Below are 26,727 nucleotides of genomic sequence, written 5' to 3'. Positions count from 1 at the left end.
TGGGACCGCGTCGTCGCCGAACACGAGGGCAGCAGCAACGCCCTGTTCGTGGCACTCGGCGCGGAGATCCTGCTGTCGACGGGCCGCGTGCACGCCGACGCGCCGATCCGGGTGTCGATCCCCGTCGCGACCCGCGGCGAGAACGACCTGCGCTCCAACACGACCACCGGGGTGTCGATCGCGGTCGAGGCCGACGCCGACGGCCGGGTGTCGGACCTGCGCGAGGTCCGCCGGCGCAGCAAGGAAGCGTTCGGCCGGATCGGCACCGCGCCGTCCCCGGCGAAGGCGCTCGAACCACTCGCCCAGCTGCTGCCCGACCCGGTGGTCGCGCGGATGGCGCGCTCGTCGCCCGTGCCGCTGTGCCTGTGCTCCAACCTCGGCACCGTGCCCGACGACTACGCCGCACCGCTGGGCGTGCCCGCGTCGTCGGTGGTGCTGCGGTCGGTGACCCGCGGCGTCACTCGCGCGATGCTGCGGGCGCGCGGCGGCGGCGTCAGCCTGTGGCTCACGCGCACCGGCGACACCGTCGCCCTCGCCGTGCTCGGCCTCGACCCCGACCACTTCCCCGGCGACGACACCCTCCGCACCCACGTCCGCAAGGTCCTCGACGCCCGCGGCATCACAACAACGATGTGGTGAGGTCTACCCACCGAGCGAGACGGAACGAAGGCGGCAGTCATGAGCAGGACGGAGCTTGACCTCGACGACCAGCTCGTCGCGCAGGTAGCGCAGGTACTGGGTACGGCTACGACCGAGGAGACGGTCGACCGCGCCTTCGTGAGGTATTGGAGCGGCGGCACCGGGCACTCGCGCTCGTGGGGCAGCGGGATGTCGGGTGAGCTTCGGCGGCGGGCTCGTGGGCGCCCAGTACGGTGACTGCGGGTGCAACCGCCGAGCGAACGGAGTGCGACGTGGACGAGCAGGACTACCTTGCCTACGACGGACTGGGCCTGGCCGAGCTGGTCGCCTCGGGTGAGGTGCGGGCCGACGACCTGCTCGCGGCCGCGCGGGCGCGGGCGAAGGCGGTCGACCCGCGCGTCAACGCGATCTGCACCTGGCTCGACGCGTACGCCGACCGGCGGGTCACCGAACCGCTGACCGGGCCGTTCGCGGGCGTGCCGTTCCTGCTCAAGGACCTGCACCAGCAGCTGGAGGGCCAGCCGACGTCCGACGGGTCGCGCGCCCTCGCCGGTACCCCGGCCGCGCGCACCGGCACCGTCGTGCAGCGCTGGCTCGACGCGGGACTGGTCGTGTTCGGCAAGACCAACACCCCGGAGTTCGGGTCGAAGGGCGTCACCGAGCCGACCCTGTTCGGCCCGACCCGCAACCCGTGGGACCTGGACCGCACGCCCGGCGGCTCGTCGGGCGGGTCGGCAGCGGCCGTGGCCGCGGGCATCGTTCCCGTCGCCGGGGCCAGCGACGGCGGCGGTTCGATCCGCATCCCCGCCGCGTGCACCGGGCTGGTCGGGTTGAAGCCGGGCCGGGGACTCGTTCCGTCGGGCCCGGACGAGAGCGAACCCCTCGGCGGGCTGGCCACGCAGGGCGTCATCTCCCGGACCGTGCGCGACAGCGCCGCCATGCTCGACGTGATCGCCGGGCCCGACGACATGAGCCCGTACGCGCCGGCCGCCCCCGACGGCTCGTACGCACAGGACCTCGACACCGCACCGGAACCGCTGCGGATCGGATACACCACGCAGTGCGCGCTGCGGGAGACGCCGCACCCGGAGGCGGTGCGGGCCGTCGAGCACGCCGCGCAACTGCTGACCGATCTCGGCCACCACGTCGAGGAGGTCGACCCGCCGCACGACGACCGGCAGCTCGGGCAGGACTTCCTCACCGTGTGGTTCGTGCACCAGGCCACCGAGATCGCGCGCATCAAACGCGAGACGGGAGCCGGCGACGACGGGTTCGAACAGGACACGCGCCTGATGGCCGAACTGGGCCGGTCGCTGTCGGCCGTCGAGTTGGAGGCCGCGCAGGAACGCCGCAAGGACTACGTCGCCGCGCTCGCCCGTTTCCACACCGGCCACGACCTGCTGCTGACCCCGACGCTCGGCGAACCGCCCATCCGCATCGGCTCGCTCGACGTCGCCACCCCGCTGCGGTGGGTCGCCGACGGCCTGCTGCGCATCAAGGGCGTCGGGCTGCTGCGCCGCGCCGGCATCGTCGACCAGCTCGTGCAGCGCAACCTCGGCTGGGTGCCCTACACCCAGCTGGCCAACGTCACCGGCCGCCCGGCCATCAGCCTGCCGCTGCACCGCACCCCCGGCGGCCTGCCCATGGGCGTGCAGTTCGTCGGCAGGCTCTCCGGCGAACGCCTGCTCCTGCGCCTCGGCCGGCAACTCGAACTCGCCGCCCCCTGGGCCGAGCACCTGCCCCGCCTCCACTGACACCGGGTTCTTTCCGTCACGTGGGTCGGGTGATCGTCGGCGCGGCCGCGATCGTGGGCCGTGGCGGTTAGGTTGGAGCCATGGATCTGAAGGTCGGTTACAAGGCGTCGGCGGAGCAGTTCGGCCCGCGCGACCTGGTGGAGTTCGCGGTACACGCGGAGCAGCAGGGCCTCGACTCGGTGTGGGTGTCGGACCATTTCCTGCCCTGGCGGCACGAGGGCGGCCACGCGCCGTTCGCCCTGTCGTGGATGTCGGCGGTCGCGGAACGCACCGAACGGGTGCAGATCGGCACGAGCGTGCTGACGCCCACGTTCCGCTACAACCCCGCGGTGATCGCGCAGGCGTTCGCCACGATGTCGCTGCTGTCCGAGGGCCGGGTCGTGCTCGGCGTCGGCACGGGTGAGGCGCTCAACGAGATCGCCGTGTCGGGTCGCGAGTGGCCCGAGTTCAAGGAACGCTTCGCGCGGCTGCGCGAGTCGGTGCGGCTCATGCGCCGACTGTGGACCGAGGACAACGTCTCGTTCGAGGGCGATTACTACACGCTCGTCGACGCGAAGATCTACGACCGCCCCGAGACGCCGGTGCCGGTGTACATCGCCGCGGGCGGACCGGTCGTCGCCAAGTACGCCGGCCGCGCGGGCGACGGATTCATCTGCACGTCCGGCAAGGGCATGGAGCTCTACACCGACAAGCTCCAGCCCGCCGTCGCCGAGGGTGCCGGCGCCGCGGAGCGGGACGCCGCGGGCATCGACCGGATGATCGAGATCAAGATGTCCTACGACCGCGACCCCGCGCAGGCGCTGGAGAACTGCCGTTTCTGGGCGCCGCTGTCGCTGACCCCGGAGCAGAAGCACTCGGTGACCTCGTCGGAGGAGATGGAACGCCTCGCCGACGAACTGCCCATCGAGCAGGTCGCCAAGCGCTGGATCGTCGCGTCCACCCCGGACGAGGCCCTCGAGCAGATCCAGCCGTACCTCGATGCCGGGTTCAACCACCTGGTCTTCCACGGGCCGGGGCACGACCAGCGGCGCTACCTCGGCCAGTTCACCGAGGACGTCCTGCCCCGGCTGCGCTCCGCCTGACAGCCGTATGACGCGGGTGGCTCGCGGCCCGACTTCTGCCCGGCCGGGAGCCACCCGCGTCCACAGCGGATCTACCTCAGCCGAGGACCTCCGGCCGCAGGCCGGACGACGTCCGCGGCGCCGCCGAGTCAGCCTGCTGCGGAAGGGCGATCTCGGGCAGCCGGGCCTCGGTCCGCGCCCACGCGCCCGCCTGCAACCGAGCGCGCACGATGCGCAGCGCGTGGGGATTCACACTCGGCTCCACCGGACGCTCGAGTCCCACCTTCCGACCCGCCCGCAACGCCTCGACGAAGCGGACGACCGCCGACGGCTCCGGCAACGCTCCGTGCCGAACCACGCTCGAATGAGCAGGTCCTCGCCCGAATGCGTCTCCGCGCCGAGCGCCCAACCGCTGCGCCCGTCCCAGACGAGCGCCACCTCGCGGTCGGGCAGTCCCGGCAACCTGCCGTCCAGCGCGACGTAGGCCGTCGCCGTCAGGTCGTCGACGTCGGACCACGTCGACGTCGGCTCGACCCCGAGCCCCACGGCGACCGCCTCCACGTACCGGCGCAGCCCCCGCTGCGCACTGTCGAGGTCCATCGACGCGAGCCCGCCCGCCTCGACGCTGCCGCCCCCGGCAACCTCGTCCACGGCGGCGCAGACGGAGTCGAACCAGGCCGTGGCCATCCAGGCCGCCCGGTCGACGGGCGCCACCAGGCTCATGACCCGGCGCACGTGCGGTTCGCCACGACCGACACCCGGCGTCCGCGCCCTGACCTTGCGGCACGCCTCCAACAGCACCTCGACGCCCGCGACGGCGCAGAAGTCCACACGGGACATGTCGATCACCAGGGTCGACACCCCCGACTCGACGGCCGCGGTCAGCTCCCGGCCCAGTAACGGTGCGGTGAGCAGATCGAGTTCACCGCTCACCTCGCAGATCTCGATATTCCGGCCGTGCCGAATACGACGGAAACCCAGGAACTGTGCCGGCGGTGCACCCTCGACAGCACCGAAGCCGACAACGAAATCATGTTTCATAGATGGAATTTCTCCCCCGTGCCCAAGAGTGAATCCGTCCGGGACACCGCCCGGTCGCGCCTCCCTCAACATAGTCCCGAAGGCCATGTCTCGCATCACTCTTTCGGACGTACCTCACGAGTAGTTTTCGCAGGTAACGGAGGCCCTACTGCCCGTGCGCGGACGTCGAAAATTCACCACTCGCCGACAATGATCAATACGCGCGACAGGTCGCCGCGAACGAGTCGACCACCCGTCCGGAATTTCGAACGTGCACGTGCAGTTGACCATTCGGCGTTACACAAATTCGATAACCGATTCGTAACACCGTGACGCGACGCGGGGTTCGCGTTGTGGCCACCGGACCGAAGCACGCGCCTCGGCGGCGGCTACGATGCGGCCGTGACCATCCACGACGATCACGACCTGTTCGGCGACCTCGACGCGAATGCGCTGCCCGAGCGGCAACAACGCATCCTGTTGATGATCCGCGACTGGGTGGTCCGCCACGGCTACGCGCCGAGCACGCGGGAGATCGGCGACGCCGTCGGCCTCCGTTCGGCCTCCTCGGTGTCGCGGCACCTCGCGGCGCTCGAGGAGAAGGGTTTCCTGCGGCGCAGCCCCTCGGTGTCGCGGGCCGTCGACGTCCGCACGTTCCTGCGCGGCACCGCCGAGGCCGAGCCCACGGACGATTCGGTGAGCGTTCCCGTCGTCGGCGACATCGCCGCGGGCACACCCATCACCGCCGAGGAGCACGCCGAGGACACGCTGTCCCTGCCGCGCGAGCTCACCGGCCGAGGCACCGTGTTCGGCCTGCGTGTGCGCGGCGAGTCGATGATCGACGCGGCCATCTGCGACGGGGACATCGTCGTGGTCCGCCGCCAGCAGGAGGCGCACTCCGGCCAGATCGTCGCCGCCATGATCGACGACGAGGCGACCGTGAAGGTACTGCGCAGGCGAGGCGGGCACGTGCTGCTCGAACCACGCAACCCCGACTACGACGTCATCGACGGCGACAACGCCGTGATCCTCGGCGTCGTGGTCTCCGTCCTACGCAACGTCTGACGGCCCGACAGCCGACGCAGCCCGCCACCTCCACCGCTCAGCGGCGCACGCGGCGGCGGTGGCTCGTGTCGCAGAACGGATACGTCCGGCTGCGGCGGCACGCGCAGATCGCGACGACGAACCGGTCGGAGTCGACCACCGTGCCGTCCTCGAGGGTCATCCGCACCGGTCCCTCGACGAGCAGCGGCCCGTCGCGCACCGCCGTGACCGCCCGGCGGCCGTCGGCACGCCGCGGCTCAGTGTCCGGTCCGTCATTCGGCGCGGTCGGCACGGATCACCACCAACTCCTCGTGTCGCTGGTCCGGTGCGAGGAAACCGTTGCGGTGCAGCATCTCCCGCCGGCCGCGCAGCACCGGGCCGAACGCCAGCACCTGCCGGTCGACGACGGCGGCCTTCATTCCGAGCCCTCGCAACCGCAACAGAGTGGCGTCCACATCGGCCAGTTCCGACTGCACCATGAGCAGGGATCCTCGCGGCGCCACCAGATCCGGCACGCGGTCGCACAGCCGGTCGATGATCGCCCTGCCGTCGCCGCCTGCGTCCCACGCACGCGCCCGTCCGCGTGTGGGCACCTGCCCGGACTCCGCCGGCACGTACGGCGGATTCGCCAGGACCAGGTCGAACGGCCGTCCGTAGTCGCGGGACAACGCATCACCCGGCAGCACGCGCACCGGCAGGCCGTGCGCCCACGCATTGAGGCGCGCGTTCAACCGCGCCGCGGGCGACACGTCCACGGCCGTCACGTCCTGCGCACCGCCCGCCGCCGCAGCGAGGGCCAGCGCGCCCGTTCCCGTCCCGATGTCGAGCACCCGCCGGGCCGCAGGCAACCGCGCGTCCTGCAGTGCACGCCGAAGCAACCAGGTGTCGCCCTGCGAGCAGTAGACACCCGGGACTCGCAGAATCCGCATGACACCAAGGTTTTCCCGAAGTCGGCGTTCGAAACAGTCCGGTTCGGAACCTGCCGCCGCGACGCCACCACGTTTCGCCGACGGGTGAAACGGCAACAGCGTGGACATGCAACCGGTATCCACCGTTCCCGCGGGCCGTGCCCGGCCCGCCGACTCCGCCGTCCCGGTACTGCCGCAGCCACGTGGACCGTTGTCGGCCGCGGTCGTCGAGGCCCTGTCCGGCACCACACCCGGCAGCTCGTTCGACACCGCGCCCGGAGTCACCCTCGACGGGGCCGTCCTCGAGACGGCCGACCCGCTCGGCGAGGACCTCGCCCTGGCCCTGCACACGTGCTACGAGCTGCACTACCGCGGGTTCCGCGGCGTGCCGGCGGGCTGGGAGTGGGATCCGGGGCTGCTGGCCTTCCGCGGCACGTTGGAGACGGCGTTCCTCGGCGCGCTGCGGGACGGGACGTCCGGCACCGATGACGTCGACGGCCTGCTGTCGGATCTGCTCGTCGAGCGGGTCCCGGCGAGGGGGTGTCCCACCTGCTCGCCAGGGAGGGAACGTGGCGGCAGCTGCGCGAGTACTTCGTGCACCGGTCGATCTACCACCTCAAGGAGGCCGATCCGCACGTGTGGGTCGTGCCGCGGCTACGGGGCCGCGCGAAGGCCGCGCTGGTGGCCGTCGAGTTCGACGAGTACGGCGGCGGACACGGCGAACGCATGCACTCGCAGCTGTTCGCCGACCTGCTCGAGGCCGCGGGCCTGTCGCCCGACTACCTGCACTACCTCGACGTCGCCGCGGGCGAACAGCTCGCGATCGTCAACCTGATGTCGATGTTCGGCCTGCACCGAGGGCTACGCGGCGCGCTGGTCGGCCATTTCGCGGCCGCCGAGATCACGACCGCGCCGAGTGCCGCGCGCCTCGTCACCGCGCTGCGGCGGCACGCGGCCCCCGAACCGTGCGTGCACTTCTTCGCCGAACACGTCGAGGCGGACGCGGTGCACGAACAGATCATGCGCCGGGACGTCGTCGGCGGATTGCTGGAGGACGAACCGGATCTCGCCGCCGACGTCGCGTTCGGCATCGAGGCGACCGATCTGTTGGAAGGCCGACTCGCCGAGCGGCTGCTCGGCGCTTGGCGTGGCGGCCGGACGTCGCTGGTACCCGTGGAGCATTGACCCTCTCCGACTCGACATTCGACCTGCTGCGCACGGAACCGGTGTCGTGGGGCGTCAACCGCTGCACCCCACGACACCGGTACGGCACGCTCACTCGCGCTTCAACGCGTCCTGCGCGGTGCCTGCCATCTTCTCGACACTGTCGGGCAGGTCGGTGGTGCCGTAGAACCGTGCGTCCGGACGCGTCGGCGGTGGCATCTCGGCGCTGGTCGTCGGGCCGTCGTGGTAACTGAACTCGCCGTTGCCGTCGGGAGTCGCGCCCGACGCCCACGACCCTTCGGAGGCCTGCTGGCCGTCGCTGAAGTTCTGGTACTGGTACGAGACCGGCGTGTGTTCCTTCGACTGCGGGAAATTGCTGGGTACGGGCAACTTCTCGACCCCTTCCTCGCGCAACTCCGCGGCCGCGGCCAGCCATTGGTTCTGGTGCATCGTGTCGCGAGCGAGGAGGAACGAGAGCATGTCCCGCACCCCCGCGTCATCGGTCATGTGATAAAGCCGGGCGACCTGGGTGCGCCCCTGCATTTCCGCATTCGCGTTCGCGGTGAAATCAGCGAGCAGGTTTCCACTCGCGGTGATGTAGGCGCCCTGCCACGGATTGCCCATGCTGTCCAAGGGACGTGCACCGGCACCTGCGACGATCGCGTGCTGCAGATCGGTCCCCCCGATCACCGCGGCGACCGTCGGATCGGACTGCACGGCCGCCTCTGTCACGCCGACCGGAGCCTTCTCGAGCAGCTGGGCGATCATCGTCGCGAGCATCTCGACGTGGCCGAACTCCTCGGACCCGATGCCGAAAACGAGATCCCGGTACTTGCCAGGGGTGTGCATGTTCCATCCCTGGAACATGTACTGCATCGCCACGGTGATCTCGCCGTACTGGCCGCCGAGAACCTCCTGCAGCTTCCGGGCGTACACCGCGTCCGCTTGGTCGGGTGTGGCTTGGAAATGCAATTCCTGTTTGTGAAAGAACATAATCTTTCCCACTCGTCTGATGTTGGGGGCTGTCTCCGCTCGTGCCGTCCGGACGTGTCCACTCGTGACGGACCGGTGACGCCGGTATGCCCGTCGGTGCAGGTCATGAAACGACCGCGACGACGGCGGGGGTACGCCGTGATTCGTTTCTGCGGTCACCGATTGAGGAGCCTCGATCGGGAATCCTCCGCCCACACGACCATGACGTCTACGCGGAAGGCTCGCCGTAATGAACCGACCCGCGAAGAACACGCCCAGGCGCGTCGTCGTGACCGGCGCGACGGGCAATCTCGGCACGAGCGTCGTCGAGGCGCTGGCTGCCGATCCGGACATCACGTCGATCACGGGTATCGGACGCAGGGAGACCGATCAGGCGGTGCCGAAGTTCGACCTCGTGCCACTCGACCTGGCGACGGCCGACGACCCCCAGCTCGACTCCGTCCTCGCCGAGGCGGATGCCGTCGTCCACCTGGCGTGGTCCTTCCAGCCGACCCGCGACCCGGCGACCACGTGGCGCATCAACGTGCTCGGGGCGATGCGGGTGTTCGAGTCGGTCGCGCGTTGCGGAGTACCCGTGCTCGTCCACGCGTCCTCGGTGGGTGCCTATTCACCGGGGCCGAAGGACGAACCGGTCGACGAGTCCTGGCCCACCCACGGCTGGCCGTCGGCCGCCTATCCACGGGAGAAGGCCTATCTGGAACGGGTACTCGACGATCTCGAACGTCGCTGTCCCGAACTACGCGTGGCGCGGATCAGGCCCGCGTTCGTCTTCCAGCGCGCCGCATCGGCCGAACAACGGCGGATCTTCGCGGGGCCGCTGCTGCCGGGACGTCTGGTCCGGCCCGAGTTGATTCCGGTGGTTCCCGACATCCCGGGCCTTCGGATGCAGGCCGTGCACGCCGACGATGTCGCCGAGGCGTTCCGACTCGCCCTCCACAATCCGGTGTCGGGTGCGTTCAACGTCGCCGCGCAACCGCCGGTCGACGCGACCGTCCTCGCCGAGCTGCTGGGTGCCTCCACCGTGCGGATTCCCGCCTCGGTCGTACGTACTGCGGTCGCGGCGGCGTGGCGCCTGCACGCGGTTCCCGCGTCACCCGAACTGTTCGACACGGTGCTCCGCCTGCCGCTCATGGACGTCACACGCGCCGAGCGCGAACTCGGCTGGCAGCCGCGACACAGTGCGTCCGAAGCGCTGTCGGAGTTCTTCGAGGGACTGCGGGACGGATCCGACGAGCACCGGCGCAACACGCCGCGGCTGCGCTCGCGCATCCCCGGTGGCCGCCTCCGCGAGTTCGCCACCGGAGTGGGCGGCACTCCGTGACGCTCACTCCGCCGCACGGGGAAACGGCCGTGTACGGCGGCCTTCGGACTCGGCGCCGCACACGGCCGTCGGTCAGCCCAGGTCGGCCAACTGCGGGATGACGGGCGCGACGTCCTCGATGAACTGGGCGGGCTTTCCGCCCAGCGGCATCACGTAGGCCGCGTGCACGCCGAGCTCGACGTACGGGTACATGCTCCGCACGAACTCGTCCCGGCCGTTCTGCGTCGCCTCGACCGATCCGGCGAGCACCGTCTTGCGGATCTCGTCGTAGTCCCGGCCGACGTCCTCGCAGTGCCGGCGCAGCACACCGAGCTTGTGCGCGACGTCGTCGGGTGAGGAGGCGAACAGGTTGCAGGCGTCGGCGTACTGCGCGACCAGGCGCAGCGTCTTGCGCTCACCACCGCCGCCGATGAGCAGCGGCGGTGTGCGGATCGGCTGCGGTTCGCACAGCGTCTCAGCCAGCTGGTAGTGCGTGCCGTCGAAGGAGCCGTTGTCCTCCGGGTCCCACATCTGCTTGCAGATCTGCACGGCCTCCTCGAGGCGTTCGAACCGCTCGGCCAACGGCGGGTACGGCACGCCCAGACCCGTGTGCTCGCGCTCGAACCACGCGGCGCCGAGACCCAGCACCGCCCGGCCGCCCGAGAGGACGTCGAGGGTCGAGACGGTCTTGGCGAGCAGCCCGGGGTGCCGGTAGGTCACGCCGGTGACGAGCAGGCCCAGGTTGATCGTCGTCGTGTTCGCCGCCATGAACCCGAGGCTCGTGTACCCCTCGAGCATGTTGGACTCGGCGGGAAGCCCGGTCTGCTCGATCTGGAAGAAGTGGTCCATGAAGGACAGCCACGTGGCTCCGGCCTCCTCGGCGGCGGGCCCCACCCTGGCCAGCTCGCCGGCGATGGCCTTCGGGCCGCCGTCGATGTCGAAAATCGGAAGATGAAAACCCAGCTCCATGAAAGACCTCTGTAGTCGCGAGGTGTACGGCCATCACCACCCTACGCGCACAACCGGCCACGCACCCCCGTGAACGACTCAGGTGCGCCGGGCCCTGCGCCGTTCGTGGAACCGCGCCACCCGCGTCCGGTTGCCGCAGATCGCGGGGTTGCACCAACGCCGCTTGGGGTGCATCGGCAGGAAGATCAGGATGCAGAAGTCGGCCTCGCAGTTGCGCACCTTCCGCACGGCCGGGTCCGCGATCAGCTCGGCGACCGCCTCGGCGAGCGCGGCGACGATCCGCGTGCCCTTCTCGCCGTCGCGGACCGGCTGCAGGATCGCGCCCTCGTCCGTGCCGGTCAGGACCCGCCGCACCGGAGCCGCGTGCATCGCCTCGTTCAGCGCCCGGAGATCGGCGGCGGCGGGACGTTGACCGGCGCGGGCACGGGCGATCGACGCGGCCGCATGGTCCCTGAGGGCACGGACGGCGGAGAGGTCCCGCTTCGTCGGCGCCTCGAGCAGCGACGCCGGCAACGCCGCGGCCGTCAACGGCTCGCGTTCGCAGTCGAGCCAGTGCCGAAAACTCGCCATGTCGGACAGGAAGTCGAAGTCCTGTCCGGGAAGCCGCGCTCGCGTGTTGACCAGATCGAGCGCGAGCGGTTCGCCAACCAGAGGTCCCAGCTCGGCCATACGGGTAATGGTACAGCAGAATATTGACCCATTAGAGGGATGGAACTAGCCTGAGGATGCCGCACGCCGCTGTCTGCCCTGCAGGGGGAGGCAGACAGCGGCCGCGCATTCTCGGCATATCCCCGCAGTGCGGTCAACCGGGCTCAACCCACAGTGTGGTCAGCCGGGCTGAACCCCGGGTTTACCCGCCTCCAGCACGAACGACGCATCGGTGCGGACCGGCGCGTCCGCGGACTTCTCCACGTAGTCCACCACCCGGTAGTCGGCCGCGAACGTGTCCTTGCCCACGCGGCACGACACGTACCCGCGGCGATCGCAGTAGTACTTGGTGTGCGGGTTCTCGTTCCACACCAGGTCACCCGGGTCGTTGCTGCCGTCGCCGTCCCCGCCCGACGAGATGGACGTCGTCACGAACTCGCTCGCGAGCACGGGTGTGTCGGGCTGTTCGAAGTCCCTGCGCAGATCGTTCACCCAGTGCTTGTGGACGTCCCCGGTGAGCACCACGACGTTGTCGATGGCGTGTTCCTCGACATAGCCCAGGATTCGGTCCCGCGACGCGCGGTAGCCGTCCCAGCCGTCGTTGTAACCACCCGGGTCCTCACCGGCGACCTCGTCCATGCTGGCGAAGTAGATCTGCTGTGGCACCACGTTCCACGTCGACCGCGACTCCGCGAGCTGCTTCTCCAACCACGCATGCTGCTCCTCGCCGAGCATGGTCGTCCTCCACTGGTCCGGACCGGACACCTGCGACTCGTCGTCGTACGGCTGGTCGTCGCGGTACTGCCGCGAGTCGAGCACGCTGAACCTCGCCGTCGAACCGTAGGTGAAACCGCGGTACAACGGCAGATTCGTGTCGACCGGCTTGCGGAACCGGCGCAGCGGCATGTGCTCCCAGTACGCCTGGTACGCGGCCGCCCGCCGCTTCGCGAACTCGGCCTCGCTGCCGTTGCCCTCGTCGGGCTCGTTGTTCTCCGGCGTCAGGTTGGCGTAGTTGTTGTCCGTCTCGTGGTCGTCCCACGTGACGATGAACGGCGACACCGCGTGGGCCAGCTGCAGGTCGGCGTCCGTCTTGTACTGCGCGTGCCGCTGGCGGTACTCGCCGAGCTCGTTCATCTCGTCGCCCTCGTGGGTGCGCACGTCGCCGTTCTCGCCCGCGCTGTACTCGTACAGATAGTCCCCGAGATGGAACACGACGTCGGGACGTTCCTCGGCCATGTGCCGGTACGCGGTGAAGTAGCCCTGCTCCCAGTTGGAGCACGACGCGAAGGCGAAGTGCACCTCGGCCGCGCTGCCCGGGGCCGGGGCCGTGCGCGCCCGCCCGGCAGGCGAGATCTCGCCGCCCACCCGGAATCGGTAGAAGTACTCGCGATGCGGTTCGAGCCCGCGCACGTCGGCGTGGACACTGTGCGCCTGCTCCGGCGCGGCACGTTCGGTGCCCCGCCGGACGACATCGGCGAACTTCTCGTCCAGCGCGATCTCCCATTCGACACCGACGATGCGGCCGGGCATCCCGCCGTCGTGGTCGAGCGGCTTCGGCGCCAGACGGGTCCACAGGACGACTCCGTCGGGCAGCGGGTCGCCCGAGGCGACACCGAGGGTGAACGGATCGGTCAGCTTCCGCGACGGCGCGGCGGCGGCCGGCGAGGAACCGAGGAGCACGGCGCCGGCACCGACGCCGGCGAGTCCGCCGAGGAAACCGCGGCGCGACACCGATCCGGACCTGGGGTTTCGGTCGTGTGGTGGGAACATCGGACCTCCTGGGAACGGCGTTGATCCTGCGCCGGCCAGGCAAACAGCGCACCGTGAACGGCACGTGACCGCAGGAAAGTGCGGGGTGAATACCACCCCGCAACACCATCCACATCGGACAAATCAGCCCAAACCCCGGAGCCGTCGCACGAGGTCTGCGTTCACGCCAGGCCACGCAGCACGGCCGCGATCGCCGACTCCGGATCGAACTCCGGGTCGGGGTTGGCGACCTGGTTCACCATCAGCCCCTCGACGACGGCGAGCAGCGTCAGCAGGCTCCGGCGTTCGCGGAGTCCGAGGGCCGCGGCGACCGGTTCCCCCCAGGCCAGCAGTCGCTGCTGTGCCTCGTTGATCCGCTGCTGCAACGCGGCGTTGACGCCCGCCTCCACGAACACGGCGAGCCGGGCCTGCGTGACGACCCGACCCTCGCCGGTCAGCCGACGCACGAGGCGACCGAGGGTGTCGACGAAGCGCTCGATGTCGAACGCCGGTCCGAGCTCGGCGGCCAAGCTGTCCCAGGCGGCCATCTCGAGCTCGAGCACGCGATCGAGAACGCCCGCGAGCAGGGCCTCGCGACTGCGGAAGTGATTCGACGTCGTCCCGGTGGGGACCCGGCGCCCTCGTCGACCCTGCGGTGCGTCAGCTGCCGAAGCCCCTGCTCACCGAGCACCGCGATGGCCCCGTCGAGGACCTGCTCCTTCCGTCCCACCACACACCGGACACTACAGCAGTAGTGGATTCACTACATCTGTAGTACCTTCGTGACATGATCGGACACAGCGACAGGACACGGACCGCGGCCGTCATCGGTGGCGGCATCGGCGGCCTGACCGCCGCCATCTCCCTGCGCCGGGCCGGCCTCGACGTCACCGTGTTCGAACGTGCGGCGACCCCGCCGGCCACGGGCACGGGCCTGGGGATCTGGCCGAGCGCACTGACCGCGTTGGATGCTCTCGGCCTCGGCCGTCGACTCCGCGAGCTCGGCCGGCCGCAGCCCGACGGCGCCCTGCACACCCCGGACGGGACGACACTCGGCCGCCTGGACACCACCGCGATCGCCCGCAAACACGGCGACCCGGTGTACCTGATCGCCCGGCCGACCCTGCTCGACCTGCTCGGCAGTGCGCTGCCGGACGGCGTGGTGCACACGGGTGCCGTGGTGGAGGACGTCCCGAGCGGCTACGACGTCGTCGTCGGCGCCGACGGTGTCCACAGTGGAACCCGCACGGCGCTGTTCGGCGAGCAGTACCCGGCTCGCTACACGGGTTCGACGGCGTGGCGCGGCACGGTCCCGCTCGACGTCCCGCGCGGCGGCGAAACCTGGGGCAAGGGTGCGCTGTTCGGGTTCACCCCGTTGGCCCCCGGCGTCACCAACTGGTACGCCTCGCTCGTCGCGCCGCCCGGATACGTCCCGGACGACGACATCGACGAGCTCCTGTTCCACTTCGGACAGTGGCACGACCCGATTCCGCGGATCATCGATGCCGCGCGAGAGGAATCGATCCTGCACCACGACCTGTACCACTCGACGCCGCTGCCGACGTACGTCGACGGCAACGTCGCACTGATCGGCGATGCCGCGCACGCGATGGCGCCGAACCTCGGACAGGGTGCCTGCCAGGCGATGATCGACGCCGAGGCACTCGGCTCCGCGCTGGCCGGCGAGAACGACGTCGCGACCGCGCTGCGCCGCTACGACGAGCGGCGCCGTCGGCCGTCGCAGCGGATGGCGGCCCGGTCGGCGCACATGAACCGGATCGCCGTGGCCCGCCGCGGAATCGGCGTCCGCAATGGACTGATCAGGACGGCACTGCGGATCGGCGGCCCGCCGGCGTGACGGTCGAGCTGTGGACGCCGGGCCGGTGGGTGCCGGTGGGCGCTCAGGTGGCGACGCGGTCGACGAGGTCGATCCAGCCGGCCTCGAGACGCTCGAGGGGCATCTCGCGCTGGACGACGAGGTGGCGCACGAGCGAGGTGTCGAGGTAGGCGAGGAGGGCCTGGCCGAGCAGTTCGGCGTCGCCGGACGTGCCCGCCGCGCGCAGCAACATCACCAGATGCGTATGTCGCACGCGCAGGGACGGCGTGAGGTGCCGACGTTCCGGTTTCCCTTCCGCGGCAAGGTAGAGCTCGATGTGCGCGTAGTCGTGGCGCAACGCCGCGATGCCGAACGCGACGAGCCGCTCCTTCGGCGGCGCACCGGGCCCGAGCGGCGGATCGCCCTCGAGGAAGCCGGTCTGGAAACGCACCTCGACGTGGTCCAGCAAGGCCTGCAACAACCCGACCCGGTCGCCGAAGCGGCGGAACACGGTGCCTTTCCCGACATCGGCGGCGTTGGCGACCGCGTCCATGGTCAGGTGTTCGACGCCGTACTCTTCGGCGAGTCGTGCGGCGGCGGCGAGCAGCCGGGCCCGATTGCGGACGGCGTCCGCGCGGAGACGCGGTTCCTCCCCTGTCGGAGTCAGTGGCAACACTCGTCGCTCGGACACAGGAATGGACGATAACGTCCCGGCTGCGGCCGCGCGCAGGAGTTCACCCGGGCCGATCCGAGTTACGTGGATCACTATCATCCGGACCCTGGTCCGCTTATCGCCGTCGGGGTGGCACCATCGACGGTCGATAGGACCCAACCAGGGAACACACGTCGGGAGGCCCCATGTCCGCTGAGATCCTCACGCTCGTCGCAGTCTGCGCGCCGGTTCGCACAACCGTCAGCTCGCGGACGCCGCTGTCAAGCTCGCGCCCTCCGACGTGACGCTGACCGTGTTCGACGGTCTCGGCGACGTCCCGTTCTACAACGAGGACATCGACACCGACGCCGACCTGCCGGAGGCCGCCGCTCGGCTCCGCACCGCCGCCGAGCGCGCGAACGCGTTCCTGCTGGTCACGCCCGAGTACAACGGCACGATGCCCGCGGTGCTGAAGAACGCCATCGACTGGCTGTCCCGTCCGTACCAGGCCGGTGCGATGACCGACAAGCCCGTCGCGGTCGTCGGCACGGCACTGGGCCAGTACGGCGGCGTGTGGGCGCACGACGAGGCACGCAAGGCCGCGAAGATCGCCGGCGGCTCGGTCCTCGACGCCGTCACGCTCGACATCCCGGGCTCGTTGAACCGGTTCGCCGACAACCACCCGTACACCGACATCGAGGTCGCCGAGCGCCTCACCAAGGTCATCGACATGCTCCGCGCCGCCGCCTGACCTCCCCGTTAGAGCTCCCGAGGGCCCTTTGGTCGCGTTCAACGCGACTATGGGGCCCTTGGGAGCTTTCGGAACCGCTCGCGTTGCGGGGGAGTCCAACGGACGTGAACACTCCGGGAATGCACGTGCCGCACCGCCACAAGGGCGAACGCTTCGACGACTGGCGCGCCCGCATGGCGGTGCGCGGCGGTCCGGTGACGCACGGGCTCGCCCGAGCGGGCTGGGCGGGCTTCGCCGCGCTCGGCGCGCTCATCGGCTTCGTCTTCAGCGTCGTCTGGTCGATCGTGACGGACCACGTCGAGAACCCGGGGAACTTCCTCGGCGTCATGATCGTGTTCATGCCGCTCGGCGCGGCCCTGTTCGGCGTCCTGGGCGCACCCGTCCAGTTCCTGGCGCGCGCCTGGCTGTGCACCCCGACGTCCGCCGAGCAGGACGCCTTCCGGAAGGCGCGCCGCGCCGACGCGCCCTACACCGAGGAGGGCCTGCGGAACGGTGGCCGGTGGGCCGCTTCGTACGGCCGCTGCGCCGCGTCGTTGCAGTCGTTCCACGCCATCGTCGGCGCGTTGCCGCAGGGACCCGGCCGGAACTGGCTGACCGACGTCGGCAGCACGTTGGACGACGAGCTGACCGAGGCCCTGCGCCTGGCGAGGCTCGGCGACGAGCTCGCCCCGGACGGTAAGGCCGTCGCCGGCACTCCGCGTCGCATCGCCGATCTGCTGTCCTCGGCCGAGGAGTCGTTCGCCCAGACCACCGACCGCGCCGCGGCCATCTCGCTGGACCTGCACCGGAACCCGGAGTTCGAGTCGGTGCGCGCTCAGCTCGACATGTTGGCCGCGCAGACCCCGCACCTGCGGGCGAGTGGGCTCTAGGGCAGGCCGTCTCCGGTCTCGGTCGCGGCCTTGAACAGGGTCTTCAGCGGCGCCCAGCCGTCGGCGGTGTGGTGCTCACCCGAGGAGTTCCGGTAGGTCAGGTTGTAGTCGTGCGGCGGGCCGGAGATGGTGCGCAGGCCCGAGTGACCGATGGCGCTGCCGTTGTCGACGTAGCCGAACGCCTGGTCGGGGGCGCTGCCGTCGTCGAGGGCCGAGTCGTGGTCGACGATCTCGTCGGCGTCCGAGCCGATGACAGTCCAGTCGGTACCCTCGGTCCAGGCGTCGCCCAGTGCGCGGCCCTCGCCGTGCAGCATCTCGAGGAAGTCCGAGCCGGGCTCCATCTGGTCCCACTGTTCGGTGTAGTCGTCGCGCTCCTCCGCCACGCCCTGGTGCGGCGTGCCCGCGGTGGTGACGTTCTCGACGTCCATGGACGGCGGGAAACCGTCCCAGCCCTCGGCGGTTCCCAGCAGGGCCACGCGGGTGACGAGGCCGCCCATCGAGTGCGCGGCGATGTTCACCGCACGCCCCTCGGCGGTGTACGTGTCGTGGACGTGGTTGGCGAGGTCCTTCGCGATGTCCTCGATCGACGTGTCGGCGGTCGCCTCGGACACGGTGACGTCGCAGTTGCCCTCGTTGGGGCCGCCGGCGGCGTTGCCCTCGTAGTAGGCGACGGTCGTCATCCGGTCGCGGTCGAGACCACCCGCGCTCTCGAAGTAGTTCAGCGCGTCCGCCCAGGTACCGCCCGTGCCGTTGCAGTCCGTGCCCTCGTCGGGCGCGCTGTGCCCGTGGACGAGCAGCAGCTGCGGCTCGTCCTGCGGTGCAGGTGCGGCATTCGGTGTGGGTGCGGCGTGCGCGGCGGGTCCGGCGAGCAGCGTCGCAGCCGCCGCGGCGGCGAGGACCGTGCGCATCGACCGTGCCATGTGGTGATCCCCCGTCCTGGACATCGCGGCCGACCCTGCGCCGGCCCCGCAGCACGTTTCCAGCACCCGTCCACCCCGCGCAATCAACACCCCACGGCCGGATGAACCCTCGACGGAACGGGAAAACGAGTTGCGGGGGCCTCTAGCGTCAAGGCCGTGGACATCACCGAGTTCGCCGTGACCGACCCGGATTCCGGTCCGTACGACGTCACGACCGGCCCGGACGGCGCGCTGTGGTTCACCATGGCCCGCGTCGGCGCCGTGGGCAGGATGTCCGCCTCCGGTCAACAGGTCACGATCGCCGTCGGCGAGACGTCCGCGCAGCCGACGAGCATCACGACAGGACCGGACGGCGCACTCTGGTGCACGCTCGGCCGGGCGAACGCGATCGCACGGGTCACCACCGACGGGGTGGTCACGCGGTTCCCGGTCGGCGACGTCATGCCGTACGGCATCACCGAGGGGCCGGACGGTGCGCTGTGGTTCTCCGCCATGCGTGCCGACGCGCTGATGCGGCTCACCGCCGACGGCGCGCTGACCACGCTCCCGCTGGGCACGTCCGGTGCGATGCCCGCGTACGTCGCGGCAGGACCGGACGGCGCACTGTGGTGCCCATTGAACCAGGCCGACGCCGTCGCACGGGTGACGGTGGACGGCGACGTCACCGTCCACCCCCTGCCGACCGCCGGTGCCGCACCGGTGGGCATCGCCGCCGGCGCGGGGCAGCTGTGGTTCGCCGAGATCGGCGCGGGTGCGGTGGGGCGGATGACCGTCGACGGTGCCGTCACCGAGTTCGCCCTGCCCGACCGGGACGCCCGCCCCCACGCGGTGGCCGCCGATGCCGCTGGGGGCTGCTGGTTCACCGAATGGGCCGCCGGCCGGCTCGGACACGTCGACTCCGAGGGCCGGTTCACCCACCACGACCTGCCCGGCGGCGAACCGCACGGCGTCACGATCGGCCCCGACGGCGCGGTGTGGACGGCCATGGACACCGGAGCGCTCGTGCGCCTCGGGTGAGCCCGCGGCGTCGGGTGGGCGGGCGGTGTCGGGGCCGTTCCGTAGGATCGCGCGCGTGACCTCCCGCGACCCGCTCGACGTGCTGAACCGTGTGTTCGGCTATGCCGAGTTCCGCCCCGGACAGCAGAAGATCGTCGACCACGTCACCGCAGGCGGCGACGCCTCGTGCTCATGCCGACCGGTGGCGGCAAGTCGCTGTGCTACCAGATTCCCGCGCTCGCGCGGGAGGGGACGGGCGTCGTTATCTCCCCGCTGATCGCGCTCATGCAGGACCAGGTCGACGCACTGCGCGCACTCGGCGTCAACGCCGGATTCCTCAACTCCACGCAGAACCCCGACGAGCGCAGGCTCACCGAGGCCGAATTCCTCGAGGGCCGACTCGACCTGCTCTACCTCGCCCCCGAACGGCTCAACCTCGACTCCACGCGGCAGCTCCTCGACCGCGGCCACGTGGCGCTGTTCGCCATCGACGAGGCGCACTGCGTCTCCCAGTGGGGCCACGACTTCCGGCCCGACTACCTCGCGCTGTCGGAACTGCACGAACGCTGGCCCGACGTGCCGCGCATCGCGCTCACCGCGACCGCGACCCGCGCCACCCACGCCGAGATCTCCTCGCGCCTCGGCCTCGACGACGCGCTGCACCACGTCGCCAGCTTCGACCGGCCCAACATCCAATACCGCATCGAGCCGAAGAACGAACCGCGCAAACAGCTGCTGCAACTCCTGCGCGGGGAACACGACGGCGACGCCGGCATCGTCTACTGCCTGTCGCGCAAGTCCGTCGAGGAGACTGCGGAGCTCTTGGTGCGCAACGGAATCGACGCCGTGCCGTACCACGCCGGCCTCGACTCCGGCACCCGCGAACGGCACCAGGCCCGCTTCCTGCGCGAGGACGGACTCGTCGTGGTCGCCACGATCGCGTTCGGCATGGGCATCGACAAACCCGACGTCCGGTTCGTCGCACACCTCGACCTGCCGAAGTCCGTCGAAGGCTACTACCAGGAGACCGGCCGCGCCGGTCGCGACGGATTGCCGTCGACGGCGTGGCTGGCCTACGGCCTGCAGGACGTCATGCAGCAACGCAAGATGATCCAGTCCTCCGAGGGCGACCAGGCGCACCGCCGCACCCTGGCCACCCACCTCGACGCGATGCTGGCGCTGTGCGAAACGGTCGAATGCCGCCGCGTGCAACTGCTCGCCTACTTCGGCCAGGACGGCGAACCGTGCGGCAACTGCGACACCTGCCTCGCCCCACCCGAATCGTGGGACGGCACCGTGCCCGCGCAGAAGCTGCTGTCCACCGTGGTGCGACTCAAGCGGGAACGGAACCAGAAGTTCGGCGCAGGGCAGATCATCGACATCCTGCGCGGCAAGACCACCACCAAGATCACCCAGTACCGGCACGACGAACTCAGCGTCTTCGGCGTCGGCTCCGACCTCGGCGACACCGAATGGCGCGGCGTCATCCGCCAACTCCTCGCCGCCGGCCTGCTCGCCGTCGAAGGCGAATACGGAACTCTGGTCACCACGCCCGCCAGTGACGAGGTGCTCTACCAGGGGCGAACGGTGCGCCTGCGCACCGAGCCGAAGCGCGCCACCCGCGCCGCAGCCGCCAAGGACAAGAAGCCCGCCTCCCGCGCCGCCGACCTGCCCGACGAGGCCGTGCCGACCTTCGAGCACCTCCGCGCCTGGCGTTCCAACACCGCCAAGGACCAGGCGTCCCCGCCTACGTGATCTTCCATGACGCCACACTCCGCCAGATCGCCATCGACCGGCCCACCACCATGGACGAACTCGGCCGCGTCAACGGCGTCGGCGAAAGCAAACTCGCCAAGTACGGCGAACAGATCCTTGCCGAACTCGCCACCCTGGGGTAGGCGCGAACCCCAGTCGCCGTGTCAGCACCTCACGACGCCGTGTTGGCGTCTGGCGTCGCCGTGTCAGCACTCCACGCCGGGCGTGTCAGCACTCCACGCCGGGCGTGTTGGCGTTCTTCGGCGCCGTTCTAGTGCCTGGCGATGGACTCGAGGATCTCGTCGGCCAGCTCGGGACGGCAGATGACCAGGTCCGGCAGATACGGGTGCGACGCGTTGTACTCCAACGGCGAACCGTCCACACGGGACGCGTGCAGGCCCGCCGCCTGGACGACGCCGGCGGGGGCGGCCGAATCCCACTCCCACTGGCCGCCGGCGTGCAGGTAGGCATCCGCCTCGCCCCGCAGAACGGCCATGGCCTTCGCGCCCGCCGAACCCATGGGCGTCAGCACGCCGCCCACATCGGCGGCGACACCGGCGGCGAACGACGGCGGCCTGCTCTCGCTGACCAGGAGCTTGCCCGCACCCGCACGGTCGGCGAGGCTCACCTCGTCGCTCGTATAGACGACATTCAACTCCGGCTGCGCCACCGCGGCATCGGTGATGCCCCGGCCACGCTGCCACAACGCGACGTGCACGGCCCAATCGCTGCGACCCGGCTTCGAGAACTCCCGCGTCCCGTCGAGCGGATCGATGATCCACACCCGGTCCGCGTCGAGCCTCGCACCATCGTCCGCGGACTCCTCGGACAACACGGCATCACCCGGACGCCCGGCCGCGAGCCGCTCCAGCAGCAACGCATTCGACCGCTCGTCACCGCGCTTGCCGAGCTCCTTCGGGGCCAGGTCGCCGCCCTCGGCGCGCACCTCGAGCAACAGCGTGCCGGCCTCTTCCGCGAGCTGCGCGGCGAATCGTGCGTCAGTCGTCATGGTCCCAGCAAACCAAGCCGCACCCCGACCACGACAACGGGGCCGGTATCGAGAACATGTTCTTGCCAGAACAGTCCACGACGGGCCAAGCTGAACCCATGGACGCCACACATCTCGCCACCCTGGAACACATCAAACGCGCCAAGTACCGCTACCTCCGCTGCGTCGACCTCAAACGTTGGGACGAACTGGCCGACACCCTCACCCCCGACGCCACGGCCGAGTACGGCACGCCCGCACTGGGCAAGACCCTCAGCTTCACCGGCCGCGACGAGATCCTCGACTTCCTGCGCAACACCCTCGGCGGCGACGCCATCGTCACCACCCACTCCGCAGGTCAGCCGGAGATCGACATCGACGGCGACACCGCAACCGGAACCTGGCACTTCGACGACAAGGTCATCGCCGCCGAACACCACACCGTCATCACCGGCTCCGCGTTCTACGAGGACCGCTACGAACGCGGCGACGACGGCACCTGGCGCATCGCGCACACCGGATATCTGCGGCTCTACGAGACGACCATGTCGACCAAGGACATCCCCAGCCTCACGATCACCACCAACCCGCCCGCTCCCACCGCGACACATTGACCTGGATATAGAACACGTTCTACCTTAGGGCGGTGATCACGCAGCCGTTCGCCGACGCCATCGCGGAAGCCGAGAAGATCATCGCCGACGCGCCGCACGTGCGCACCGAGGCCGATCTCGTCGAGGGATACGACTACCTCGCGGGCAGCATCCAGGCGTGCCTGCACCTGGCGCGCGCCTATCAGCGCGACCACCCGTTCTTCGTGCAGTCCACCGGGCCCTACACGAAAATGGGACTCGACAACCCGGACGCCCTGTACTTCCACGCCTACATCCGGCCCGACGCCGAGTACGTCGTCACCGCACCCGCGGCACCACGCGCGATCTCAGCTTCCAGGTCCTCGCCGGCGACTACACCCCCGTCGACGTGCCCGACAGCCTCACCGCATTCGACGACCGCGAACTCGACATCGCCGCCGACGGCACGTTCGAACTCCGCTTCGGCCCCGACGCCACCCGCGCAGGCGCCGACTACGTCGTGCTGCCCGACGACGCCGCCATGCTCGTCGTCCGCGAGGTGTACGGCGACTGGGGCGAACGACGCGGCACCCTGCGGATCCACCGCGCCGACACCCTCGGCACCGCACCGCCGGCACTGACCCGCGACACCGTGGCCAAACGCTACGGCGTCGCCGGCAAGATGCTGCTCGGCCGGCTCCGGACGTTCCTCGCGTTCCCCGAGTGGTTCTACCTGAACCTGCCCGTCAACACGATGACCGAACCCCGCCGCACGCCGGGGGGACTTGCCACCCAGTTCTCGTCGGCCGGCCACTACGAACTCGCCGACGACCAGGCGATGATCGTCACCGTGCCGGTGTCGGACGCGCCGTACCAAGGCATCCAACTGGGCAGCATGTGGTACATCTCGACCGACTACGTCAACCACCAGACGAGCCTCACCGCCGACCAGGCCCGCCCCGACCCCGACGGCCGGCTGCGGTTCGTGATCAGCGAACGCGACCCCGGCGTCGCCAACTGGCTCGAACGCCTCGGCCACGCCCGCGGCTACGTGCAGATCCGCTGGCAACGCACCTCCCGCGAACTCCGGTCCGCCGACGGGCCCGCCGTCGAGGTCGTCGACGTGGACGAACTTCCCACCCGGCTCCCGTTCCACGACCACGCACGCATCACGCCGGACGAGTGGGCCGATCGCATCGCACGACGCCAGACCGCATTCGCGACGAGGATGCTCGGCTGATGACCCTCACCGACAAGGTCGTCCTCGTCTCCGGCGTCGGACTCGGACTCGGCAGGGCCATCGCGCTGCGCAGCGCCCACGCCGGTGCCGACGTCGTCCTCGTCGCCCGCAACGAGGAACGCCTGGCGAGCATCGCCGAGGAGATCCGGGCCCTCGGCCGCCGCGCACTGCCCGTCGCCGCCGACATCACCGACGACGACGCCTGCCGGCGCGTCGTCGAGTCCGCTGTGGACGAACTCGGTCGGCTCGATGCCGTGGTGCACAACGCGTTCTCGATGCCACCGATGACCGACCTCACCGAGACGCCGATCGACGAACTGGGCGCCTCGTTCGACGTCAACGTGTTCGCCGCACTGCGTCTGACCCGCTTGACCGCGCCGTACCTGGCCGCGACGTCCGGGGCCGTCGTCATGATCAACTCGGCGGTGCTGCGACATTCGCGGCGCCAGTACGGCCCGTACAAGATGGCCAAGTCGGCGCTGCTGTCGGTGGCGCAGAGCCTGGCCTCCGAACTCGGCCCGGACGGCATCCGCGTCAACTCCGTGGCGCCGGGCTACATCTGGGCCGACATGCTGCGCGCCTACTTCGCCTATCTCGCCGGGCAACGCGGCGTCGACGCGCAGCAGTCTACGACGAGACCGCCGAGACCACCGACCTGCGCCGCCTGCCCGAACCCGACGAGATCGCCGACGCCGTGGTGTTCCTCGCCTCCCCGATGTCGCGTGCGATCACGGGCCAATGCCTGGACGTCAACTGCGGCGAATTCCACCACTGAACGGGAGACACGCATGGTCGCGACGGTCGACGAACTGCAGGAATCCGCCAGCCGCATCACCGGACTCGACGACTTCGGCAACGACGACTTCACCGACGGACTGACCGTGCTGCTCGAGGCCTACGAGCGCGAGGCAGAGCTGACCCCGCTGGGCCGCAAGGTGAAACGCGCGTTCCTCCGCGGCGCGTTGATGGCAAGGCTCCTCAGCGAAGCGGCGTGGAGGGCGCACCCCGAACACGCCGACGTGCCGATCGAACGGCCCGTCTTCGTGACCGGACTGCCCCGCACCGGGACGACCGCCCTGCACCGGCTGCTCACCGCCGACCCCGCCAACCAGGGCCTCGAGGTCTGGCTCACCGAGGTGCCGCAACCCCGCCCACCGCGGGACACGTGGGACGACAATCCGGTGTTCCAACGCATCCAGGCCGGGTACGAGCAGTACCATGTGGACAATCCCGAGTTCATGGGCGTGCACGCGATGTCGGCGCGGCACGTCGAGGAATGCTGGCAGTTGCTGCGCCAGTCGGCGCGGTCGGTCTCGTACGAATGCCTCGCCCACGTCCCTTCGTACTCGGCGTGGCTGTCCGAACAGGACTGGACGGACGCCTACCGGCGACACCGCAGGAATCTGCAGCTCATCGGGATGCCCGAGGCGGACAAACGCTGGGTGCTGAAGAATCCCAGTCACCTCGTGGCGTTGGACGCGCTGCTGCGGGTGTATCCCGACGCGCTGATCATCCAGACGCACCGCGATCCGGAGACGGCGATCGCGTCGGTGTGCAGCCTCACGCCCGCGCCAGCGCCGACTGGTCGACCCGGTTCAGCGGCGCCACGCTCGGCCGGGACCAGCTCGAACTGTGGGCCCGTGGGCTGGAGCAGTTCACCATCGAACGCACCAAACACGACCCCGCGCGCTTCTACGACGTGCACTACGACGACTTCGTCGCCGACCCGGTCGCGGTCGTGGCCGACGCCTACCGGCACTTCGGCCTGCCGTTGTCCGACGAGGCCCGCGCGTCCATGCGCGCCCTGCACGCCGAGAGCACGCAGGGCGCGGCGAAACCGGCGCACCGGTACGCCCTCGCCGACTTCGGACTCACCCCCGGCGACGTGCGCAAACAGTTCGGCGACCTCGGTCTATTCACCGCCCGCTGACAACACACCCGGCCGGTACGGCTCGATCGCGAACGCGGCGACCAGTCCGGCGCGCACCGTGAACGTGATGACGGCGTACGGCCGTCCGCCCGGGGCGATGACCGCGGCCGGACGGCCATCGATCCACACCGGTGCGGTGACGGCGATGCGCTCGGCGAAGAACCGCGTCTCATCGGCGATCGCCCTGGCCCCACGCACCTCGGTGGCGCCGGCCGGCGGCAGCAGGCTGCGGTCGGCGGTACGCACCGCGTCGGGGGCCAGCATCGCGACGAGCCGGTCCAGGTCCCCGTCCCGCGCCGCGGCGAGAAACGCCTCGACGACACCCGCCGCATCCCGCATGTCGTCGGAACCGGAGTCCGGGTCGGCGGCGCCGCCCACCCGGGCGTCCCGGACGGCGAGGCGGGCCCGGCTGGCCAGCTTCTTCGCCGCGTCTCGACTGGTGTCCAGCACGGCCGCGACGTCGTCGAACGGGACGGCGAACAGGTCGTGCAGCACATAAGCCACCCGCTGGTTCGCCGACAACTCGCCGAGGAGCACGACCAGCGCCCGCGACACGTCCTCCCGGCGGAGGAACTCCTCGTCGGTGGCCATCTGCTCGGCGCTCATCCGGTCGGCACCGAGCCGGTCGGGGCCCACCTCGCCGGACGGCCACACGGCCTGCAGCGACGTCTCGCCGCGCCGCTGCCGGGCGCGCAGCTGGTCGAGGCAGATGCGCGAGGTGATCGTGGTGAACCAGCCGTCGACGTTGGCAATCTCCCCGGTCGCCCCGCTCTCCCCGGCTCGGTCACCGCGGGTGGCCTGGACCCGCAGCCACGTCGTCTGCACCGCGTCCTCGGCGTCCTGGTACGACCCGAGCATCCGGTGCGCCATCGACAGCAACCGCGGGCGTGCCCGCTGGAAACGGTCGGCGAGTTCCGCGGCGTGCATGGCCGAGTCACCTTTCGTGCGTGCGCGACGTCAGACGGGTGAGAGTCGTCGACGGACCACGC

Annotated in this window: 24 protein-coding genes and 5 pseudogenes; 16 read left to right on the top strand and 13 right to left on the bottom strand. The window is 70.3% G+C overall.

All coding sequences use genetic code 11. The features are described 5' to 3' along the window. Positions 1-48 precede the first annotated feature (48 nt). From BJF85_RS26840 to fgd, 4 genes are all read left to right on the top strand, one after another. Positions 49-639, top strand: a complete 591-nt coding sequence (locus BJF85_RS26840; protein ID WP_083666634.1) for a hypothetical protein — start codon at positions 49-51, stop codon at positions 637-639. 39 nt (positions 640-678) lie between these two features. Next, entirely contained in the window at positions 679-876 is a 198-nt protein-coding gene (locus tag BJF85_RS22615) for a type II toxin-antitoxin system VapB family antitoxin (RefSeq protein ID WP_075850025.1), read from the top strand. 35 nt (positions 877-911) lie between these two features. Then, entirely contained in the window at positions 912-2,393 is a 1,482-nt protein-coding gene (locus BJF85_RS22610) for an amidase (protein ID WP_075850024.1), read from the top strand. A gap of 80 nt (positions 2,394-2,473) precedes the next feature. Continuing rightward, a complete protein-coding gene (gene fgd / locus BJF85_RS22605) occupies positions 2,474-3,475 on the top strand; it encodes a glucose-6-phosphate dehydrogenase (coenzyme-F420) (protein ID WP_075850023.1) in 1,002 nt (333 codons plus the stop codon). Between the two features lie 76 nt (positions 3,476-3,551). On the opposite strand, the gene BJF85_RS28210 is transcribed toward fgd, so the two are convergent. Both BJF85_RS28210 and BJF85_RS22600 read right to left on the bottom strand, forming a co-directional pair. Next, positions 3,552-3,707 carry a hypothetical protein gene (locus BJF85_RS28210; RefSeq protein ID WP_158057090.1) on the bottom strand — a complete coding sequence of 52 codons (156 nt, stop codon included), beginning with the start codon at positions 3,705-3,707 and terminating at the stop codon, positions 3,552-3,554. Then, positions 3,704-4,495, bottom strand: coding sequence for a DUF6292 family protein (locus BJF85_RS22600; RefSeq protein WP_075850022.1), 792 nt, complete (start codon positions 4,493-4,495; stop codon positions 3,704-3,706). Before BJF85_RS22600 ends, BJF85_RS28210 begins: the two co-directional genes overlap by 4 nt. Before the next feature lie 381 nt (positions 4,496-4,876). Here BJF85_RS22600 and lexA point away from each other — a divergent pair, with 381 nt between their 5' ends. Further along, on the top strand, positions 4,877-5,539 hold the full coding sequence (gene lexA / locus BJF85_RS22595; RefSeq protein ID WP_075850110.1) for a transcriptional repressor LexA: 663 nt from the start codon (positions 4,877-4,879) through the stop codon (positions 5,537-5,539). Between the two features lie 37 nt (positions 5,540-5,576). Here the strand turns inward: lexA and BJF85_RS22590 are convergent, their stop codons facing one another. Both BJF85_RS22590 and BJF85_RS22585 read right to left on the bottom strand, forming a co-directional pair. Beyond that, positions 5,577-5,810 carry a CDGSH iron-sulfur domain-containing protein gene (locus BJF85_RS22590; protein ID WP_075850021.1) on the bottom strand — a complete coding sequence of 78 codons (234 nt, stop codon included), beginning with the start codon at positions 5,808-5,810 and terminating at the stop codon, positions 5,577-5,579. Next, on the bottom strand, positions 5,791-6,447 hold the full coding sequence (locus BJF85_RS22585; RefSeq protein ID WP_075850109.1) for a HemK2/MTQ2 family protein methyltransferase: 657 nt from the start codon (positions 6,445-6,447) through the stop codon (positions 5,791-5,793). The genes BJF85_RS22590 and BJF85_RS22585 overlap by 20 nt, the downstream gene beginning before the upstream one ends. Before the next feature lie 106 nt (positions 6,448-6,553). Between BJF85_RS22585 and BJF85_RS22580 the strand changes: the two are divergent. Continuing rightward, positions 6,554-7,611 (top strand): annotated as a pseudogene (locus tag BJF85_RS22580) (iron-containing redox enzyme family protein). Between the two features lie 90 nt (positions 7,612-7,701). Here BJF85_RS22580 and BJF85_RS22575 read toward each other — a convergent pair. After that, positions 7,702-8,583, bottom strand: coding sequence for a manganese catalase family protein (locus tag BJF85_RS22575; RefSeq protein WP_075850020.1), 882 nt, complete (start codon positions 8,581-8,583; stop codon positions 7,702-7,704). A 229-nt stretch (positions 8,584-8,812) separates the two neighbouring features. On the opposite strand from BJF85_RS22575, the gene BJF85_RS22570 reads away from it, so the two are divergent. Beyond that, positions 8,813-9,904: an NAD-dependent epimerase/dehydratase family protein gene (locus tag BJF85_RS22570; protein WP_075850019.1), complete on the top strand. Its 1,092-nt coding sequence runs from the start codon at positions 8,813-8,815 to the stop codon at positions 9,902-9,904. Between the two features lie 72 nt (positions 9,905-9,976). Here the strand turns inward: BJF85_RS22570 and BJF85_RS22565 are convergent, their stop codons facing one another. The 4 genes from BJF85_RS22565 to BJF85_RS22550 form a co-directional block, all read right to left on the bottom strand. Next, positions 9,977-10,852 (bottom strand): LLM class F420-dependent oxidoreductase, encoded by an 876-nt coding sequence (locus tag BJF85_RS22565; protein WP_075850018.1) that lies wholly within the window; start codon positions 10,850-10,852, stop codon positions 9,977-9,979. 78 nt (positions 10,853-10,930) lie between these two features. Beyond that, on the bottom strand, positions 10,931-11,521 hold the full coding sequence (locus BJF85_RS22560; RefSeq protein ID WP_075850017.1) for an ABATE domain-containing protein: 591 nt from the start codon (positions 11,519-11,521) through the stop codon (positions 10,931-10,933). 159 nt (positions 11,522-11,680) lie between these two features. Beyond that, a complete protein-coding gene (locus BJF85_RS22555; protein WP_369822268.1) occupies positions 11,681-13,231 on the bottom strand; it encodes an alkaline phosphatase in 1,551 nt (516 codons plus the stop codon). Positions 13,232-13,431: 200 nt separating this feature from the next. Continuing rightward, the gene (locus BJF85_RS22550; protein WP_255375859.1) at positions 13,432-13,812 is read right to left on the bottom strand and encodes a hypothetical protein; all 381 of its coding nucleotides are present in this window, start codon (positions 13,810-13,812) and stop codon (positions 13,432-13,434) included. Between the two features lie 224 nt (positions 13,813-14,036). On the opposite strand from BJF85_RS22550, the gene BJF85_RS22545 reads away from it, so the two are divergent. Beyond that, positions 14,037-15,107, top strand: a complete 1,071-nt coding sequence (locus tag BJF85_RS22545; RefSeq protein WP_075850015.1) for an FAD-dependent oxidoreductase — start codon at positions 14,037-14,039, stop codon at positions 15,105-15,107. Between the two features lie 43 nt (positions 15,108-15,150). On the opposite strand, the gene BJF85_RS22540 is transcribed toward BJF85_RS22545, so the two are convergent. After that, complete coding sequence (locus BJF85_RS22540) at positions 15,151-15,756, bottom strand: TetR/AcrR family transcriptional regulator (RefSeq protein WP_255375858.1); 606 nt, start codon at positions 15,754-15,756, stop codon at positions 15,151-15,153. 199 nt (positions 15,757-15,955) lie between these two features. Between BJF85_RS22540 and BJF85_RS22535 the strand changes: the two genes are divergently transcribed. Together BJF85_RS22535 and BJF85_RS22530 are read left to right on the top strand one after the other, a co-directional pair. Next, positions 15,956-16,468 (top strand): NADPH-dependent FMN reductase, encoded by a 513-nt coding sequence (locus tag BJF85_RS22535; protein WP_255375880.1) that lies wholly within the window; start codon positions 15,956-15,958, stop codon positions 16,466-16,468. Positions 16,469-16,572: 104 nt separating this feature from the next. Next, positions 16,573-17,337, top strand: coding sequence for a hypothetical protein (locus BJF85_RS22530; protein ID WP_139320796.1), 765 nt, complete (start codon positions 16,573-16,575; stop codon positions 17,335-17,337). On the opposite strand, the gene BJF85_RS22525 is transcribed toward BJF85_RS22530, so the two are convergent. Then, positions 17,334-18,257: a hypothetical protein gene (locus BJF85_RS22525; protein WP_075850013.1), complete on the bottom strand. Its 924-nt coding sequence runs from the start codon at positions 18,255-18,257 to the stop codon at positions 17,334-17,336. The genes BJF85_RS22530 and BJF85_RS22525 overlap by 4 nt on opposite strands. 156 nt (positions 18,258-18,413) lie before the next feature. On the opposite strand from BJF85_RS22525, the gene BJF85_RS29195 reads away from it, so the two are divergent. Then, positions 18,414-19,274, top strand: a complete 861-nt coding sequence (locus BJF85_RS29195) for a virginiamycin B lyase (protein ID WP_075850012.1) — start codon at positions 18,414-18,416, stop codon at positions 19,272-19,274. A 55-nt stretch (positions 19,275-19,329) separates the two neighbouring features. Continuing rightward, positions 19,330-21,151, top strand: a pseudogene (gene recQ / locus BJF85_RS22515) (DNA helicase RecQ). 128 nt (positions 21,152-21,279) lie between these two features. On the opposite strand, the gene BJF85_RS22510 reads toward recQ, so the two are convergent. Next, positions 21,280-22,017 carry a 3'(2'),5'-bisphosphate nucleotidase CysQ gene (locus BJF85_RS22510; protein ID WP_075850011.1) on the bottom strand — a complete coding sequence of 246 codons (738 nt, stop codon included), beginning with the start codon at positions 22,015-22,017 and terminating at the stop codon, positions 21,280-21,282. A 98-nt stretch (positions 22,018-22,115) separates the two neighbouring features. On the opposite strand from BJF85_RS22510, the gene BJF85_RS22505 reads away from it, so the two are divergent. The 4 genes and pseudogenes from BJF85_RS22505 (at position 22,116) to BJF85_RS22490 (ending at position 25,738) form a co-directional block, all read left to right on the top strand. Continuing rightward, on the top strand, positions 22,116-22,610 hold the full coding sequence (locus tag BJF85_RS22505) for a nuclear transport factor 2 family protein (protein ID WP_075850010.1): 495 nt from the start codon (positions 22,116-22,118) through the stop codon (positions 22,608-22,610). 32 nt (positions 22,611-22,642) lie between these two features. Then, a pseudogene (locus tag BJF85_RS22500) lies at positions 22,643-23,808 on the top strand (hypothetical protein). Continuing rightward, positions 23,808-24,583 (top strand): annotated as a pseudogene (locus BJF85_RS22495) (SDR family oxidoreductase). The pseudogenes BJF85_RS22500 and BJF85_RS22495 overlap by 1 nt, the downstream one beginning before the upstream one ends. 13 nt (positions 24,584-24,596) lie before the next feature. Next, a pseudogene (locus BJF85_RS22490) lies at positions 24,597-25,738 on the top strand (sulfotransferase). On the opposite strand, the gene BJF85_RS22485 reads toward BJF85_RS22490, so the two are convergent. After that, positions 25,721-26,665: a sigma-70 family RNA polymerase sigma factor gene (locus BJF85_RS22485; protein ID WP_075850009.1), complete on the bottom strand. Its 945-nt coding sequence runs from the start codon at positions 26,663-26,665 to the stop codon at positions 25,721-25,723. The pseudogene BJF85_RS22490 and the gene BJF85_RS22485 sit on opposite strands and share 18 nt — an antisense overlap. Positions 26,666-26,727 lie beyond the last annotated feature (62 nt).

It is taken from the genome of Saccharomonospora sp. CUA-673, assembly GCF_001942305.1.
In the GTDB taxonomy this organism is placed as follows: domain Bacteria; phylum Actinomycetota; class Actinomycetes; order Mycobacteriales; family Pseudonocardiaceae; genus Prauserella.
The sequence above is the reverse complement of the archived record's forward strand: the minus strand, read 5'-3'. Positions and strand labels throughout refer to the sequence as shown.

Bases quoted from the DNA above. Each gene is read 5' to 3' on its own strand.
- BJF85_RS22485 (WP_075850009.1), bottom strand. From the start codon at position 26,665: ATGCACGCCGCGGAACTCGCCGACCGTTTCCAGCGGGCACGCCCGCGG.
- BJF85_RS22545 (WP_075850015.1), top strand. From the start codon at position 14,037: ATGATCGGACACAGCGACAGGACACGGACCGCGGCCGTCATCGGTGGC.
- fgd (WP_075850023.1), top strand. From the start codon at position 2,474: ATGGATCTGAAGGTCGGTTACAAGGCGTCGGCGGAGCAGTTCGGCCCG.
- BJF85_RS22585 (WP_075850109.1), bottom strand. From the start codon at position 6,447: ATGCGGATTCTGCGAGTCCCGGGTGTCTACTGCTCGCAGGGCGACACC.
- BJF85_RS22615 (WP_075850025.1), top strand. From the start codon at position 679: ATGAGCAGGACGGAGCTTGACCTCGACGACCAGCTCGTCGCGCAGGTA.
- BJF85_RS22565 (WP_075850018.1), bottom strand. From the start codon at position 10,852: ATGGAGCTGGGTTTTCATCTTCCGATTTTCGACATCGACGGCGGCCCG.
- BJF85_RS22600 (WP_075850022.1), bottom strand. From the start codon at position 4,495: ATGAAACATGATTTCGTTGTCGGCTTCGGTGCTGTCGAGGGTGCACCG.
- BJF85_RS22575 (WP_075850020.1), bottom strand. From the start codon at position 8,583: ATGTTCTTTCACAAACAGGAATTGCATTTCCAAGCCACACCCGACCAA.
- BJF85_RS22560 (WP_075850017.1), bottom strand. From the start codon at position 11,521: ATGGCCGAGCTGGGACCTCTGGTTGGCGAACCGCTCGCGCTCGATCTG.
- BJF85_RS22570 (WP_075850019.1), top strand. From the start codon at position 8,813: ATGAACCGACCCGCGAAGAACACGCCCAGGCGCGTCGTCGTGACCGGC.
- BJF85_RS22505 (WP_075850010.1), top strand. From the start codon at position 22,116: ATGGACGCCACACATCTCGCCACCCTGGAACACATCAAACGCGCCAAG.
- BJF85_RS22510 (WP_075850011.1), bottom strand. From the start codon at position 22,017: ATGACGACTGACGCACGATTCGCCGCGCAGCTCGCGGAAGAGGCCGGC.
- BJF85_RS22525 (WP_075850013.1), bottom strand. From the start codon at position 18,257: ATGGCACGGTCGATGCGCACGGTCCTCGCCGCCGCGGCGGCTGCGACG.